Source organism: Stenotrophomonas sp. GbtcB23 (genome assembly GCF_019091045.1).
Taxonomy (GTDB): domain Bacteria; phylum Pseudomonadota; class Gammaproteobacteria; order Xanthomonadales; family Xanthomonadaceae; genus Stenotrophomonas; species Stenotrophomonas rhizophila_A.
Genome location: NZ_JAGXKC010000039.1, coordinates 1 through 17,137, shown reverse-complemented (window position 1 = coordinate 17,137; position 17,137 = coordinate 1). Strand labels below are relative to the sequence as shown.

8 protein-coding genes are annotated in these 17,137 nt (G+C 68.2%); 6 read left to right on the top strand and 2 right to left on the bottom strand.

Translation table 11 applies throughout. The annotated features are described in order from the left end of the window. Complete coding sequence (locus KVS69_RS14750; protein WP_217538712.1) at positions 1-612, top strand: YbhB/YbcL family Raf kinase inhibitor-like protein; 612 nt, start codon at positions 1-3, stop codon at positions 610-612. Positions 613-690: 78 nt separating this feature from the next. On the opposite strand, the gene KVS69_RS14745 is transcribed toward KVS69_RS14750, so the two are convergent. Together KVS69_RS14745 and KVS69_RS14740 are read right to left on the bottom strand one after the other, a co-directional pair. Further along, positions 691-1,527, bottom strand: coding sequence for an META and DUF4377 domain-containing protein (locus tag KVS69_RS14745; protein WP_217538711.1), 837 nt, complete (start codon positions 1,525-1,527; stop codon positions 691-693). A gap of 71 nt (positions 1,528-1,598) precedes the next feature. Then, the gene (locus KVS69_RS14740) at positions 1,599-2,393 is read right to left on the bottom strand and encodes an undecaprenyl-diphosphate phosphatase (RefSeq protein ID WP_184126273.1); all 795 of its coding nucleotides are present in this window, start codon (positions 2,391-2,393) and stop codon (positions 1,599-1,601) included. Positions 2,394-2,639: 246 nt separating this feature from the next. On the opposite strand from KVS69_RS14740, the gene glnA reads away from it, so the two are divergent. The 5 genes from glnA to KVS69_RS14715 all read left to right on the top strand — a co-directional run. Further along, entirely contained in the window at positions 2,640-4,049 is a 1,410-nt protein-coding gene (gene glnA / locus KVS69_RS14735; protein WP_184126272.1) for a type I glutamate--ammonia ligase, read from the top strand. Positions 4,050-4,432: 383 nt separating this feature from the next. After that, positions 4,433-4,771, top strand: coding sequence for a P-II family nitrogen regulator (locus KVS69_RS14730; protein WP_068854487.1), 339 nt, complete (start codon positions 4,433-4,435; stop codon positions 4,769-4,771). A gap of 18 nt (positions 4,772-4,789) precedes the next feature. Then, a complete protein-coding gene (gene amt, locus KVS69_RS14725) occupies positions 4,790-6,223 on the top strand; it encodes an ammonium transporter (RefSeq protein WP_184126271.1) in 1,434 nt (477 codons plus the stop codon). A 264-nt stretch (positions 6,224-6,487) separates the two neighbouring features. After that, positions 6,488-8,218 (top strand): ShlB/FhaC/HecB family hemolysin secretion/activation protein, encoded by a 1,731-nt coding sequence (locus KVS69_RS14720; protein WP_217538710.1) that lies wholly within the window; start codon positions 6,488-6,490, stop codon positions 8,216-8,218. A gap of 70 nt (positions 8,219-8,288) precedes the next feature. Continuing rightward, on the top strand, positions 8,289-17,137 hold an 8,849-nt coding region (locus KVS69_RS14715; protein WP_217538709.1), incomplete at its 3' end, for a filamentous hemagglutinin N-terminal domain-containing protein.

Sequence of the window (17,137 nt, the reverse complement as noted above, 5' to 3'; positions counted from 1 at the left end):
ATGAAACTCACCAGTACCCGCCTGCGCAACGGCGCGCCGATCGACAGCAGCTTCGCCGCAGGTGATGCAGACGGCTTCGCCGCCAACCGCAACCCGCCGCTGGCCTGGAGCGAGGTGCCCGAGGGCACCCGTTCGTTCGCCCTGCTGTGCATCGACCCGGACGTGCCCACGGTGCCGGAAACGGTGGGCCGCAGCGACTGCAGCGTGCCCGTCGACCAGCCACGTGCCGACTTCACCCACTGGGCGATGGCCGACATTCCGGCCGAGCTGCGCGAGATCGTCGAAGCCAGCTGCAGCGACGGCTTCACCGCCAAGGGCAAGCTGCAGCCTGCCGGCCCGGCCGGTGCGCGCCAGGGCCTGAACGATTTCACCGGCTGGTTCGCCGGCAACCCGGACATGGCCGGCCAGTATCTGGGCTACGACGGCCCGTACCCGCCGTTCAACGACACACGCGTGCACCGTTACTTCTTCCGCCTGTTCGCGCTGGACGTGGCCACGCTCGAGCTGCCCACCCCGTTCACGGCCGCCGACGTGCACAAGGCCATGCACGGCCACGTGCTGGCCGAAGCCGCGTTGCACGGCACCTACACGCTCAACCCGGCGTTGGCGTAAAAAAAAGCCGCCCGATCGATCATCGGGCGGCACAGTGCATCGGTAGCGCCGGCCGTTGGCCGGCCCACGCAATGCCGGTCACTTTTCGGTCGCAGACTCCACGACCATATCCAGCACATACGCCTTCGACGACGCATCGGCCGGCGGGTTGGCCACGTTGAAGCGCTTCACCCGCAGCACGTTGCGCGTGCCGGCTTCGTGGGTATAGCCCTCGATCACGTCGTAGAAGTTCTCGAACGCGCCCGGCGTACCCTGCTTGATCCCCTCGTCGTCGAAGTGGATCTCACGGGTCTGCAGGCACTGCTTGTCGCGGATCATCGGGTGCGGGCACGGCTTGGTCTGCGCGGCCACCTCGATGAAGATCGTCTCGCCCGGGCCGCCGAAGCGGGTTTCGGCGGTGGGCTGCGGGCTGAACACCAGCACGTCACCGCTGGCGGTGCGCAGGGTGAGCTGGCCTTCGCCGCCCAGCTCGGTCTTCAGCGCGCCTTCCAGCCGCGAACCCACCGCCTGGTCCAGCGCCATCAGCGCCTTGTCGGTGCAGGCCATCATGGTCGAGGCCATCGGCGAAACGGTAAGCGTGCCGTCGGCCAGGGTGTAGCCGCCGCCCATGCGGTTGCAGGTATTGCTCACGGCCAGGCGGCCATCGATGAAGTCCAGCGTGACCGGCTTGTCGGCGCGCGCGAACAGCGCATCGATGCGCTTGCCGGCGCTGTCGGTGGCGCTGTCGAGCACCCAGTGGTTGCCCTGCAGGCGCTGCACGTCCAGCTGCACGGCGGCCTTCTGGTCGGCGGCGGCGGTCGGGGCCGGCGCGAGGTCGTCGCGGCCGGGGCCGGCGGGGGCCTGGCTGGAGGGGTTGCTGCACGCAGCCAGCAGGGCCAGCGGCAGGATCAGCATCAGGTTGCGGGTGGTTTTCATGGACATCTCCTTGGGAACCCGGGGAAAAACGTTGGAGCACCCCGGGTGGGGTTGCGGCGGCGCGGCGCTGTTCAGTTCCCGGCAGGCAGGAACAGCAGCAGGCCCGCACCGAGTGCGATCCGGTAGAACGCAAACGCCGTGAAGCGGTGGGCCTTGATGTAGCCCAGCAGCCACTTCACTACGACGAAGCCGGTGATGACGGCGGCAACGAAGGCCACGCCCACGTCGGCCCAGTTCTCGCTGGCCAGCCTGCCGTCCTTGGCCAGTTCCAGGAATGCGTAGCCACTGGCGGCGAACATGGTGGGAATACCCACCAGGAACACGAATTCAGTGGCGGCCGCGCGCCGGCTCAGGCCGAACAGCATCGCGATGAAGATTGCCGCCGCCGACCGCGAGGTGCCCGGGAACACGCCGGCCACCACCTGCGCCAGGCCAACCAGCACCGCCACCTTCCAGGTCACCTCGTCGCGGTCGGGCAGGCGCGCGGTGCGCGCTTCCACCAGGATCATCCAGATACCGCCGATGATCAGCGCCCACGCCACCGGGGTCACCGTTTCGGGCAGCTCCCAGCCGGCCAGCCGGACCGGCAGGCCTACGATCGCGGTGACCAGGAACGCGGTGCCCAGCTTGAGCACGTAATCGCGGTTGGCGCGGTCGTGCAGGCCCGTGGCCAGCGTCCACAACCGCTGGCGGAACACCAGGGTGATGGCCAGGATCGCACCGGCCTGGATCACGATGTTGAAGAAGTCCGAGCGTGCGCCCAGCCAGTGCTGGGCGATCAGCAGGTGGCCGGTGCTGGAAATCGGCAGGAACTCGGTGAGGCCTTCAAGGATGCCCAACAGCAGGGCGGAGAACAGATCGGACATCGGCGGGCAATTGCTCGAAAAATGAAGGGGTAGAGCCGGGCCCTGCCCGGCTGGTGCGGTGAAATCATAAAACATCACAACCCGCACCAAATGTGTGCATGGTGCGGCCATTGCACCGCAATGGTGCGCCGCGTTCAGCGTCCATCCGGGTGCACGCCGTGTGAAATCAACCACTTGTGCGCCACGAAAAGTTGGCACGGGGATTGCTCTATCCACACAGGCAATCACCCATCTGAGGTTTCACCGATGTCCGTGGAAAATGTTGAGAAGCTGATCAAGGACAACCAGATCGAGTTCATCGACCTGCGTTTTGTCGACATGCGCGGTGTGGAACAGCACGTCACCTTCCCGGTCAGCATCGTGGAACCGTCGCTGTTCGAAGAAGGCAAGATGTTCGACGGCAGCTCCATCGCCGGCTGGAAGGGCATCAATGAGTCCGACATGGTCCTGCTGCCTGACCCGGCCAGCGCCTACGTCGACCCGTTCTACCAGCACCCGACCCTGGTGATCAGCTGCGACATCCTCGACCCGGCCACCATGCAGCCGTACGGCCGCTGCCCGCGCGGCATCGCCAAGCGCGCCGAGGCCTACCTGAAGTCCTCCGGCATTGCCGAACAGGCCTTCTTCGGCCCGGAGCCGGAGTTCTTCATCTTCGACTCCGTCCAGTTCGCCAACGACATGGGCAACACCTTCTTCAAGATCTCCTCCGAAGAAGCTGCCTGGAGCACCGGCGACAAGTTCGACGGCGCCAACAGCGGCTACCGTCCGGCCGTCAAGGGCGGCTACTTCCCGGTCCCGCCGACCGATTCGCTGCACGACCTGCGCGCTGAAATGTGCAAGACGCTGGAACAGGTCGGCATTGAAGTCGAAGTGCAGCACCACGAAGTGGCCACCGCCGGCCAGTGCGAAATCGGCACCAAGTTCAGCACCCTGGTGCAGAAGGCCGACGAACTGCTGCGCATGAAGCACGTCATCAAGAACGTGGCCCACCGCAACGGCAAGACCGCCACCTTCATGCCCAAGCCGATCGTCGGCGACAACGGCAGCGGCATGCACGTGCACCAGTCGCTGTCCAAGGGCGGCACCAACCTGTTCTCCGGCGACGGCTACGGCGGCCTGAGCCAGCTGGCGCTGTGGTACATCGGCGGCATCTTCAAGCACGCCAAGGCCATCAACGCCTTCGCCAACTCCGGCACCAACAGCTACAAGCGCCTGGTCCCGGGCTTCGAAGCCCCGGTCATGCTGGCCTACTCGGCCCGCAACCGCTCGGCCTCGTGCCGCATTCCGTGGGTGTCCAACCCGAAGGCGCGCCGCATTGAAATGCGCTTCCCCGATCCGATCCAGTCCGGCTACCTGACCTTCACCGTGCTGATGATGGCCGGCCTGGACGGCATCAAGAACCAGATCGACCCGGGCGCACCGAGCGACAAGGACCTGTACGACCTGCCGCCGGAAGAAGAGAAGCTGATTCCGCAGGTGTGCTCCAGCCTGGACCAGGCCCTGGAAGCGCTGGACAAGGACCGCGAGTTCCTCAAGGCCGGCGGCGTGATGACCGACGACTTCATCGATGGCTACATCGCGCTGAAGATGCAGGAAGTGACCCGCTTCCGCGCCGCCACGCATCCGCTCGAATACCAGATGTACTACGCCAACTGAGCAACAGGTGGCGATGCCGAAGGACTTCCCTCCCACCTTCGTCATCGCCACCGCTTCTGCACCAACGCGCCATGGCTGGGGAGCCACGACGCGGCAGCACGCACCACGCGGCATTCCGCACGCACGACGCGGCAATCCGCACGCACCACCCGGCAATCCGCACGCACCACCCGGTAGAGCCGACTGTTAGTCGGCTGCTTCTGCCGCACCACCAGGGGAAAAGAGAGACCGGACGCGCAGCATGGGCCACACCTCCCTCCCGCGTCATCGCGGTCCATGCAACGTCCGGCGCAACGACCGGCGGCCATGTGCAAGTGGCCGCCGGTTGACCTGACATCGGCCTGCGTCTTCGGGCCGGTTCCATCCACCATCGGGACATGCGCATGAAACTGATCTCCGCCATCATCCGGCCGTTCAAGCTCGACGAGGTCCGCGAGGCCCTCTCCGATGCGGGCGTGTCGGGCATTACCGTGACTGAAGTAAAAGGCTTCGGTCGCCAGAAGGGACACACCGAGTTGTATCGCGGCGCCGAATACGTCGTGGATTTCCTGCCCAAGATCAAGATCGAAACCGTGGTCACCGACGAACGACTGGACGCGGTGGTTGAAGCGATCCAGAACGCGGCCGGCACCGGCAAGATCGGCGACGGCAAGATCTTCGTCACCGCCGTTGAACAGGTCATCCGCATCCGCACCGGCGAAATCGGCGCGGACGCGCTCTAACCCCACTCGGAGCCCACAATGAAGACTTCCTTGTTCACCGGGTGGCAAGCCCGGTTCCACGCGGTGTGCCTGTTGATGCTGTTCAGCGCGCTGGCGGTGGGTGCCTTCTCAGGCACCGCGCATGCCCAGGCCCAGGTCAGCCCCGCACCGTCGGAAGCCGTTGCCGTCGAACCGCTGCCCGGCCCGGAAGCCGCGGCCCCGGCCGCCGCCGCGGAAGCTGCCGCAGCGCCTACCTTCGACCATGGCGACGTCGCCTGGATGCTCACCTCCACCCTGCTGGTGCTGCTGATGGTGGTGCCTGGCCTGGCCCTGTTCTACGGCGGCCTGGTCCGCTCCAAGAACGTACTGTCCGTCCTCAGCCAGATCCTGGTGGTGTTCTCGCTGGTGCTGATCCTGTGGGTGGCCTACGGCTACAGCGCGGTGTTCAGCGAAGGCAACGCCTTCTTCGGCTCGTTCACCCAGTTCGCCTTCCTCAAGGGCTTTGCGCCCGATTCGGTGGGTAACACCCCGATCAAGGGCCTGCCGGATTACCTGTTCGTTGCCTTCCAGTCCACCTTCGCCGGCATCACCACCGCGCTGATCGTCGGTGCGTTCGCCGAGCGCATCAAGTTCAAGGCGGTGCTGCTGTTCTCGGCACTGTGGTTCACCCTGAGCTACATCCCGATGGCCCATATCGTGTGGGGCGGCGGTTACCTCGGCGCAATGGGCGCGATCGACTTCGCCGGTGGCACCGTCGTGCACATCAACGCCGGCGTGGCCGGGCTGGTCGCGGCGTACTTCGTCGGCAAGCGCATCGGCTACGGCCAGACCGCCCTGAAGCCGCACAACGTGCCGTTCACCTACATCGGCGCGATGCTGCTGTGGGTGGGCTGGTTCGGCTTCAATGCCGGCTCGGCTGCTGCTGCCGACACCGTGGCATCGCTGGCCTTCATCAACACCATCCTCGCCACCGCCGCTGCGGTGCTGGGCTGGACCCTGGTCGAAGCGGTCAGCAAGGGCAAGCCGTCCGCGCTGGGCGCGGCGTCCGGCGCGGTCGCCGGCCTGGTCGGCATCACCCCGGCCTGCGGCACCGTGGGTCCGCTGGGTGCGATCGTGATCGGCCTGGTCACCGGCGTGGTCTGCGTGTGGGGCGTCACCGGCCTCAAGCGCCTGCTCAAGGTCGATGACACCGCCGACGTATTCGGCGTGCACGGGGTCGGCGGCATCGTCGGCGCGCTGCTCACCGGTGTGTTCAGCGCGCAGTCGCTGGGCGGCACCAAGGCCGACCTCGACATCGGCCACCAGGTGTGGGTGCAGCTGGTCAGCGTAGGCTTCACCATCGCCTGGTGCGCGGTTGTCACCGTCGCCATCCTGCTGGTGGTGCGCCTGGTCTTCGGCCTGCGCGTCACCGAGGAAGCCGAGCGCACTGGTCTGGACGTCACCTCGCACGGCGAATCCGCTTACGAGGTCTGATAGAGGTCACAGTTTCTTCGGGGTTACACCATTGCGGTAATGCACGTTGACCATTGACGTTGCTACCGGCGGTCTTCGGGCCGCCGGTTTTTTTATGCCCGCGCACGCCCCGGGCGAAGTCTCACTTTCACGCGCGATGCGTAGTTTTCCTACAAACGAAAGGGAGGATCCAGCGCTGTTTCGGATCGCAGGATTGCTTTAAAGTTCGCCGCCCGCCGGCCGTTTCAGGATCGGAGGCTTCAGAATTTTCTGCCAGGGAAGCGCGTGAACGTGGATCAGGGACGTATCGAACGCAGCCGTGCGCTGCGCTGGCCGTTGGCCGTGGCCGTGGCAATCGCCTGCCTGCCGGCTGCCGCCGTTGCACAGGTGGCCGGGCCGTCAGACCAGGAACTGCTGCGCCAGCAGGAGCGTGAGCGTGTGCTGCGCGAGCAGCAGGAAACCACGCCTGACGTGCGCCTGCAGGCAGCCCCGGAAGAAGCCGTCGGTCGCCTGCCGGTCGACGAATCGCCCTGTTTCACCATCAACCACATCGTGCTCGACGGTGAACTGGCCGAACGCTTCGGCTGGGCGCTGAAGGCCGCCGATCCGCGCAACGATCGCGCCACCGGGCGCTGCCTCGGCACCGGTGGCGTGGACATCGTGATGAAGCGCGTGCAGAACGCGATCATCGCCCGCGGCTTCGTCACCACCCGCATACTTGCCGCCCCGCAGGACCTGAAGACCGGCACGCTCACGCTCACGGTGGTGCCCGGCCGCATCCACGCGGTCCGCTTCGCCAGCGGTGAAGGACGCACCCCGGCGCTGTGGAACGCACTGGCGGTCGGCCCCGGTGACCTGCTCAACCTGCGCGACATCGAACAGGCGCTGGAAAACCTGCAGCGCGTGCCGACCGCCACCGTGGACATCCAGATCGCACCGCCGCAGGAAGGCGAGCAGGCCCGGCCCGGTGAGAGCGACCTGGTCATCAGCTGGAGCCAGCGCGCGCCCGTGCGCCTCAACCTGACCCTGGACGACGCCGGCAGCACCTCCACCGGCAAGCTGCAGGCCGGTGCCACGGTATCGCTGGACAACCTGGCCGGGATCAGCGACCTGTTCTATTTCAACGCAGGCAAGTCCGTGTTCAACGGCAGCGCACGCGGCACCGACAGCTGGGCCGCGCACTACAGCGTCCCCATGGGGTGGTGGCTGCTGGGTGCCAACGCCAGCGAGTACGACTACCAGCAGACCGTGGCCGGCGCGTTCGAGACCTACGAATACAGCGGCTCCAGCCGCAACGCCGAACTGCGCCTTACCCGCATGCTGTTCCGCAACGCGCGCGCAAAGACCAGCATGCACGCGCGCGGCTGGTACCGCGATTCGGACAACTTCATCGACGACACCGAAATCCTGGTGCAGCGCCGGCGCATGGCCGGCTGGGAACTCGGGCTCGCCCACCGCCAGTTCATCGGCAAGGCCACCCTGGACGGCAACCTGGCATACCGACGTGGTACCGGCGCGTTCGATGCGCTGCACGCACCGGAGGAGGGGTTCGGCGAAGGCACCGCGCGCGGCAAGGTGGTCACCGCCGATGTGCAGCTCACCGTGCCGATGCAGTGGGGCAGCCAGGCCGTGCGCTACACCGGCAGCTGGCGCGCGCAGTGGAACCGCTCGCGGCTGGTCCCGCAGGACCGCTTCTCCATCGGCGGCCGCTACACCGTGCGTGGCTTCGACGGTGAAGTCTCGCTCACTGGCGAGCGCGGCTGGCTGCTGCGCAATGAGCTGGCGTTCGCGCTCGGCGGCGCGGTGGAGAGCTATGTGGCCGTCGACCACGGCCAGGTCAGCGGCCCGTCCACCGAATGGCTGCTCGGCGACCGCCTCACTGGCATGGCGCTGGGCCTGCGCGGTGGCACCCGCCACGTGCAGTGGGAAGGCTTCGTGGGCAGCCCGCTGGACAAGCCCGCCGGTTTCCAGACCGCCTACACCACCTTTGGCATGAATCTCGGCGTCTCGTTCTGACGTCCGTCGTACGGTACTGCGCACCGTGCCGGTGCGCGCCCTTACCACCGCATTGAAAGGAAGCAACGCCGTGAATCGAGTCTACCGTCTGGTCTTCAACCGCACGCTGGGTGTCATGCAGGTCGCCTCGGAGCTGGTCACCGCACCGCGCGGCGGCTGCGACGCGCGCGGTGGCAACACGGTGGCCACGCTGCGCCCGGTGAGCTTCGCCCTGTGGCTGGCGCTGGGCTGGGTGGGCGTGGTGCAGCCGCTCTCGGCGCAGCAGTCGCCCAACGCCGGTCGCATCATCGCCGACCCCAACGCACCGGCCGACCAGCGGCCCACCGTAGTCGGCTCGGCCAACGGCACCCCGCAGGTCAACATCACCACGCCCAGTGCGGCGGGTGTCTCGCGCAATCAGTACCAGCAGTTCGACGTTGGCGCGCAGGGCGTGATCCTCAACAACTCGCGTGGCGATACCCAGACCCAGATCGGCGGTTGGGTGCAGGGCAACCCGTGGCTGGCCACCGGCACCGCGCGCGTCATCCTCAATGAAATCAACAGCAGCAGTCCCAGCCAGCTCAACGGCTACATCGAGGTGGCCGGCGCCCGCGCGCAGGTGATCATCGCCAACCCGGCCGGCATCCAGATCGACGGCGCCGGCTTCCTCAACGCCAGCCGCGTCACCCTGACCACCGGCACGCCCATCGTCAGCAACGGTGCGCTGGAAGGCTACCGGGTTGCCGGGGGCGCCATCCGCATTGCCGGTGCCGGCCTGGATGCCAGCCGCACCGACTACACCGACATCATCACCCGCTCGCTGCAGGTCAACGCCGGCATCTGGGCCAACCAGCTGCAGGCCAGCCTGGGCAACAACGTGGTCAGCGCGGACAACACCGCCGTGACCCCGCAGGCCGCCGGCAGCGGTGCCCCGGCGTTCGCCCTGGACGTGGGCGCGCTGGGTGGCATGTATGCCAACCGGATCTGGCTGGTCGGCAACGAGCAGGGCGTGGGCATGCGCAACGCCGGCAAGATCGGTGCGCAGGCCGGCGAACTGGTGGTCACCGCCGAAGGACGGCTGGAAAACACCGGCGCGCTGCACGCCCAGCAGGACACCCGCATCAAAGCCGCAGGCGGCGTGGCCAACGCCGGCACGCTCAGCGCCGAGCGCGAGCTGCGCGTGGACACCCCTGCCGACATCGACAACAGCGGCGGCACGCTCAACGCACGCCGGCTCGAACTCAACGCCGACGCGCTGCGCAACCGCGCCGGCAGCATCGAACAGGTGGGCGCGCAGGCGCTGCAGTTGAAGGGGGCCGACGTCCGCAACCTGCAGGGGCAGATCGGCACCGTTGCCACCACCACGCCAGGCGAAGGCACCGGCAATACCGGCGGCACCGCTCCGGGCAGCGGCAGCACTCCCGGCACCGGCACGGGCATCCCGACGCCCGGCACCGGCACCACCCCGCCGCCCGCCACGACGGTTCCCCTGGCGGCCGGCGTGCTCAACATCGCGCGCACGCTGGACAACGACGGCGGTGCCATCGACGCCACCGGCGTGCTGCAGCTCGACGCGCGCAGCAGCCTGGACAACAGCGGCGGCACGCTCGGTGTAGACACCCTGAAGGTGCAGGGCCAGGCCCTGCGCAACGTCGGCGGCACCCTGGAAGTGCAGGGCGCCACCACCGCCCGGGTAGCCACGCTGGACAACAGTGACGGGCACATGACCCTGGCCCAGGGCGCGGAGCTGCACACGCAGACACTGCTCAACCGGGGCGGCAGCCTGGCGCACGGCGGCAGCGCCGCCAGCGCCTGGACGATCGGCATGCTCGACAACCGCGATGGCAGCATCGCCAGCAACGCGGCCAGCTTCGGCCTGGGCATCGGCACCCTGGTCAACACGCGGGGCAGCATCAGCCACGCCGGCAGCGACGGCCTGCGCCTGCGCGCCGATCGCCTGGATGGCGTGGGCGGTACCCTCGCCACCGCAGGCGACCTGCTCCTGCAGCTGGGCACCGCCGACCACCGCAATGCGCAGCTGATCGCCAACCAGGTCAGCCTGACCGCCGCGTCCTTCGACAACCGCGGCGGCCGCGTGCTCGCCACCGGGCAGCAGGCCAGCAGCCTGAACGTACAGGGCACCCTGGACAACGGCGACGGCGGCACCGTGGCCAGCAACGGCGACCTGCAGATCAGCGCAGCGCAACTGGGCAACGCCGGCGGCACCGTGCAGCAGGCCGGCAGCGGCAGCCTGCGCATCGATGCGGCTACCCTTCAGGGCCAGGGCGGCAGCGTGCTCAGCAACGGCAGCCTGCTGCTGCAGGGCGGCACCACGAATCTGCGCGACGGCACCACCGCTGCCCAGCGCATCGACATCCATACCAACGATCTGGTCACCGCCGGCGGCTCGCTCACCTCGGCTGGCCCCGATGCGCTGAACCTGCAGGTGAGCCGCACCCTGGACAACACCGGCGGCCTGCTCGGCAGCAACGGTGCACTGGCCATCCAGGCCACCACCCTCATCAACAACGGCGGCAAGCTGGTCGCCGCCGGCACCGGGGCAAGCACGCTGCGCGCCAGCGGCCTGCTGCAGAATCAGGGTGGCACGCTGTCCAGCAATGGCGACCTGCGCATCGACGCCGACGGCCTGCTCAACGCCGGCGGCAGCATCGATCACGCCGGCAACGGCACCCTGCAGATCACCGCCAACGCCGTGCAGGGCAGCGCGGGCAGCATCGCCAGCAACGGCCTGCTGCAGCTGCAGGCGCAAGCGCTGGATGTCCGCAAGGGCAGCACCCGCGCACGCCAGGTGGACATCCGCGCCGGGTCGCTGGACAACAGCAACGGCACGCTGCTGTCGCTGGGCGAGCAGGCCCTGCAGCTGAGCGTCAGCGGCGCCCTGCTAAACGATGGCGGCACCCTCAGTGCCAACGGTGCACAGCAGATCGAGGCGGGCTCGCTGAGCAACCGCAGCGGCGCGCTCACCTCGGCCGGCACCGCCGACAGCCGCATCGTGGTGGCGGGCACCCTGGACAACCACGCCGGCAGCGTGGCCAGCAATGCCGCAGCGCTGCGGCTGCAGACCGGCACGCTGGTCAACGCCGACGGCGCCATCAGCCACGCTGGTACGGGGGGGCTGTCGATCAGCACTGGCCGCCTGGATGGACAGGACGGGCACATCGGTACCGCCGGCGCGGTAACCCTCAGCGCCGGTGCGGTGGACCATCGCGGCGCCTCGCTGGCCGCCGCCCAGCTCGACCTCACCGCGCAGTCGCTGGACAACCGGGGCGGCAGCATCGTCGCCACCGGCACCGCCGCCAACACGGTGCAGGTGGCCGACACGCTGGACAACGGAGACGGCGGCAGCCTGGCCAGCAACGGCGACCTGTCGATCAGCGCCCAGACCCTGGTCAACGCCGGCGGTTCCATCCAGCAGGCCGGCAGCGGCACACTCGCCATTGAGGTGGCTCGCCTGGATGGTACGGCCGGCAGCCTGCTCAGCAACGGCACCCTGCAGCTTCGCGGCGATACTCTGGACCTGGGCAGGGGCACCACCTCGGCGCAGCAGATCCAGATCGACAGCGAGCGCCTGGTCACCGCCGGTGGTCAGCTCAGCGCGCTTGGCACCGGCGTGCTGCAGGTGCAGGCCCGCACCCTGCTGGACAACAGCGGCGGCACCTTCGGCAGCAACGGCGCGGTCAACATCGCGGCCGGTACCTTCACCAACGACCACGGCAAGTTGATCGCGGCCGGTGAAGCGGCCTCGCAGATCCGCGTGGCCAACCTGCTCGATAACAGCGGCGGCGCCATCTCCGGCAACGGCAGCCTCCACATCGACACCGCCACCCTGCGTAACGCGGGCGGAAGCGTGGTCGCCAGCGACGCGCTGCAGCTGCAGGGCGAGGAACTGGACCTGCGCGATGGCGCGGTCGGCGCCACCCAGGTCACGGTGCACGCCGGCAGCCTGGACAACAGCGGTGGCTCGCTCAATGCCACCGGCACGGCCGACATGCTGCTGCAGGTACGCGACCGCCTCGGCAACGACGACGGCACCATTGCGTCCAACGGTGCCCAGCGCATCGAGGCCGGCACGCTGTCCAACCGCGACGGCACGTTGAGCTCGGCCGGTACGGCTAACAGCCAGATCACCGTCAGCAGCGAACTGGACAACAGCCAGGGCCTGATCGCCAGCAACGCTGGCGCGCTGGCAGTAAGCGCCGGCAGCCTGCGCAATGAGCAAGGCACGCTCAACCACGCCGGCACCGGGGGTCTCACGGTGGACACCGGCACGCTGGACGGCCGCGACGGCGCCATCGTCACCGCAGGCGACCTGGCCCTGTCGGCCACCACCGTGGATCATCGCGGTGCCACGCTGCAGGCGGCGCAGATCGCGCTGGACGCGCGCTCTTTCGACAATCGCGGCGGCAAGCTGGTGGCCACCGGCACCGGGGCCAACCGCCTCACCGTGCAGGACACGCTGGACAATGGCGGGCAGGGCCTGATCGCCAGCAACGGCGACCTGGCCATCAACGCGGCCACCTTCGGCAATGCCGGCGGCACCGTGCAGCAGGCCGGCAGCGGCCTGCTCGACATCACGGCGGTCCGCGTCCTCGGTGCCGATGGCACGCTGGTGAGCAATGGCAGCCTGACCGTGCAGGCCGACGACATCGACCTGCGTGACGGCACCACCTCCGCGCAGCGCATCCGCATCGACGGCGGCACCGTGACCACCGCCGGTGGCACGCTCACCGCCACAAGCACCGATGCCCTTGTGCTGCACGCGCGCGGCCAGCTCGACAACAGCGGCGGCACCGTTGCCGGCAACGGCACGCTGGACCTTCGCGCCGGTGCGCTGCTCAACAACGCCGGTACGGTGCAGGCCGCCGGTACCGGTGCCAGCCAGCTGCAGATCGACCAGGCGCTGCACAACCGCAGCGGCAAGATCCTCACCAGTGGCGATCTCGCCATTACCGCGTCCAGCCTCGACAACCAAGGCGGCACCCTGCATAGCGCAGCCGACCTTCGCGTGGGCGTGGACGGGCTGCTGGACAACAGCAACGCCGGCCTGGTCGCCAGTGCGGGCGGCGCCGACATCAGCGCCGGAACCCTGGACAACCGCAGCGGCGCCATCGAGCAGGCAGGCGACGGCCAGCTGCAGATCAACGTGCAGACCCTGCAGGGCGCGGCTGGCCGCATCGTCAGCAATGGCGCGCTGAACCTTGAAGGCGAGACCCTGGACATCAGCGGCGGTCCCACCGCCGCGCGCGACATCAAGGTCATTGCCGGCAGCCTGCAGAATGCAGGCGGTACCCTCAGCGCCACCGGCGAACAGGCCATGGTCCTGCAGGTACGCGATGCGCTCGGCAACAATGGCGGCACAATCGCCGCCAATGGCGCGCAGCAGATCAGCGCCGGCGCGCTCTCAAACGTTGGCGGCACGCTCAGCTCGGCCGGCAGCGCCGACACCCGCATCGACGTCACCGGTCAGTTCGACAACAGCCGCGGCACCGTGGCCAGCAATGCCAACGCCCTGCAGGTAAACGCAGGCAGCCTGATCAATGAGTCAGGCCGCATCGCCCACGCAGGCGACGGTGGCCTCACCCTGCACACCGGCAGCCTGCTCGGCCAGCAGGGCAGCATCGCCACCACCGGGGCACTGACCCTGCGTGCGGGGGAAGTCGATCATCGCAACGCCACCCTCAGCGCCAACCAGCTGGACATCGTGGCCACCGGCTTCGACAACCGCGGCGGCACCGTGGTGTCCGGTGGCACGGGCCCCAGCACCGTGTCGGTGCAGGGCAGCCTGGACAACGGCAACAACGGCACCCTGGCCAGCAATGGCGACCTGCAGATCACCGCAGCGACCTTTGGCAATGCCGGCGGTACCGTGCGGCACGCCGGCAGCGGCACGCTTGCGATCAACGCGCACACGCTCAATGGCCAGGGCGGCAAGCTGCTCAGCAATGGCACCCTGCAGTTGCTGGGCGAAAGCACCGACCTGCGCAACGGCACCACCGCCGCGCAGCGCATCCGCATCCAGACCGGTGACCTGATCACGGCGGGCGGCACGCTCACCGCCGCCGGTACCGAGGCCCTGGCGCTGGACGTGCGCGGCCGCCTCGACAACACTGCCGGTACGCTGGCCACCAATGGCACCCTGGACCTGCGCGCCGCGCAGCTGTTCAACAACCAGGGCACCGTGCAGGCGGCCGGCACCGGCGGCCACCAGCTCACCCTCGGCGGGGCGCTCGAAAACCGGGGTGGCCGCATCCTCACCGGCGGTGCCACCACGGTCACCGCTGGCAGCGTCGACAACCGCGGCGGCATCCTGCACACCGACGGCAGTGCACCGCTCACCCTCACCGTGGACGGCCTGCTCGACAACAGCGCGCAGGGCACGATCAATGCCGGCGGCAGCGCCGACATCCGCGCGCAGTCGCTCAACAACACCGCCGGCATCCTCGCCGCCGGCGCGGTGCTGCAGCTCGATACGGCTACCCGGCTGGCCAACGCCGGCGGGCTGATCCAGGCCGGTACCGACCTGCACCTGGGCGCGGCCGGGATCAACAACCAGGCCGGCCGGATCATCGCCGGCACGCTGGAGCTGGACACCCGCGGCCAGGCGCTGGACAACCGGGGCGGCACCATCGCCAGCCTCACCGGCGGCGGCGTGCTGCGCACCGGCCTGCTCGACAACACGGGCGGCCTGCTGCAGACCGCCGGCAACCTGCGCATCGACACCGCCGGGCAGGCACTGATCAACGCCAACGCAAACGGCAATGGCATCAACAGCAGCGGCACGCTGGACATCACCAGCGGTGCGTTCGACAACCGCGCCGGTGCGGTGTTCGGCCAGGGCGCCATCACGCTCAACGCCAGCAGCGTGGACAATGCCGGTGGCTCGCTCCAGGGGGCGGGTGACCTCACCCTCCGCGCGCAGGCGCTGAACAATGCCGGCGGCGCCATCAGCGTCGGCGGCAACGCCGATATCGCGTTGCCAGGCGCGCTCGACAACCGCAGCGGGCTGGTCGCCGCCGCCGGCACCTTGACCGTGCAGGCCGCCAGCGTCGACAACCGCAACACACTCAGCGCGCCCAATGGCCCGGCGCTGGGATTGCAGGGCAAGCAGCTGCGGCTGACCAGCGGCAGCCTGGACAACCAGCAGGGCCAGGTCCTGGCCGACAACCTGACGCTGCAGCTCGGCGGGCTGTTGGACAACACCGGCGGGCAGGTGTCCGCGTCGGAGACCTCCGACATCAGTGCAGACAGCATCGCCAACGGGGGTGGCACCCTGGTGGCCGGTACCCACCAGATCATCCGCACCCGCGAGATCACCGGCGACGGCAAGGTGCTCTCGCAGGGCGACATGACCCTGGAGCTGCGCCAGAGCTACACCAACACCAGCGAGCTGGCCGCCAACGGCACGCTCACCCTGGCCATCCAGGGCAACCTGGACAACCTGGGCAAGCTGCAGGGTGCCAACGTCAACATCAGCGCCGGCAACGTCTACAACGCAGCTACCGGTGAGATCAGTTCTGTCGGCCTTACCCGGCTGGTCGCCGCCGGCGAACTGGTCAACCGCGGCCTGCTGGATGGGCGTACCACCCATGTCGACGCCGGGACGCTGGTCAACATCGGCACCGGCCGCATCTATGGCGATCACATCGCCATCAACGCCGGAACGCTCAACAACCAGGCGGAAAACGTGGGCGGCGTGCAGCGATCGGCGACCATTGCCGCACGCCAGCGCCTGGACCTGGGCGTGGGCGTGCTGAGCAACACCGGCCAGAGCCTGGTCTTCAGCGATGGCGACGCCGCCATCGGCGGTGGCCTGAACGGACTGAACGCGGTGGGCACTGCCCAGCGCATCGACAACCTCAGCTCCACCATCGAAATCGCCGGCAACCTGGACATCAACGCGCTAGCGGTGAACAACATCCGCGAGAACGTGGTGGTGCAGCAGCAGACCACCCGGCATGCCCCCGTTACCCTGAACCAGCCGGGGTGGTTCAAGAACGGCAACAACACCGGCAGCCTGCGCAACACCTCCAACTTCCAGCCCTACGAGGTGTATTACCTAAACCCGGCTGACATCCTGGAGGACTCGGCCTACATCACGCCGGACGGTCAGCAGATCCGCAGGGCGGTGGTCAAGATGACCCCCAATACCAGTGCGTACTACTTCGCGCGCGGCGGGCTGTACGGCGCGCGCGGCGAACGCGCGCGTCTGGACGTGCAGGGCGGCACGATGGTGATCTACTACGTGCTCCGCGCGGACAACCGCAATAATCCCGACCAGCTCGGGGCCGGCGCTGAAGACCCCTTCCGCGACCTGTCGACGTCGCAGCCGGGCAGCCCAGCGTTCCATTATGAATCGGACAACCTGACCTACAGCAACGCCTACGGTACCTGCACCACCACGTGCGTGCAGCTGATCACTTATCCGGACTACGACAATCCGGACGCGATGCTGATCAACATGCAGCGCCATCCGGAAAACACCAGCGGCAATGAAGAGCGCCGCGTGGCCACGCGCACCACGGTGGAAGACGTGGTGGTGTCGGCCGGTTCTGATGCGGTGATCAATGCGGGCGGCAACATGCGCATCACCACCGATGCACTACGCAACGAGTACGCCAGCATTGCCGCCGGTGGCGACTTCGCCACCTTCGGCATTACCCAGGACGCGTCGGTCACCAACATTGCCAAGACGCTGTACCGGACCCATTCCTTCTTCAATGAGTCCTATACGTACAACAAGTCGAAGACCACATGGAGCGCCGCACCGATCTCCGAACAGACCGGTGTCTTGGGCTCGGGCATCGTCGCCGGTGGCAAGCTCACCAACGACGTAGGCAACCTGCGCAATGAAAACGCCGGCCGCGACGCACCCAACGTGCGCGACGGTGACAGCATGGCCAATCTCAATACCGGCGGGCC

Excerpts from the sequence above, each read along its gene's own strand:
- KVS69_RS14750 (WP_217538712.1), top strand. The coding sequence starts at position 1 with ATGAAACTCACCAGTACCCGCCTGCGCAACGGCGCGCCGATCGACAGC.
- KVS69_RS14745 (WP_217538711.1), bottom strand. The coding sequence starts at position 1,527 with ATGAAAACCACCCGCAACCTGATGCTGATCCTGCCGCTGGCCCTGCTG.
- KVS69_RS14740 (WP_184126273.1), bottom strand. The coding sequence starts at position 2,393 with ATGTCCGATCTGTTCTCCGCCCTGCTGTTGGGCATCCTTGAAGGCCTC.
- glnA (WP_184126272.1), top strand. The coding sequence starts at position 2,640 with ATGTCCGTGGAAAATGTTGAGAAGCTGATCAAGGACAACCAGATCGAG.
- KVS69_RS14730 (WP_068854487.1), top strand. The coding sequence starts at position 4,433 with ATGAAACTGATCTCCGCCATCATCCGGCCGTTCAAGCTCGACGAGGTC.
- amt (WP_184126271.1), top strand. The coding sequence starts at position 4,790 with ATGAAGACTTCCTTGTTCACCGGGTGGCAAGCCCGGTTCCACGCGGTG.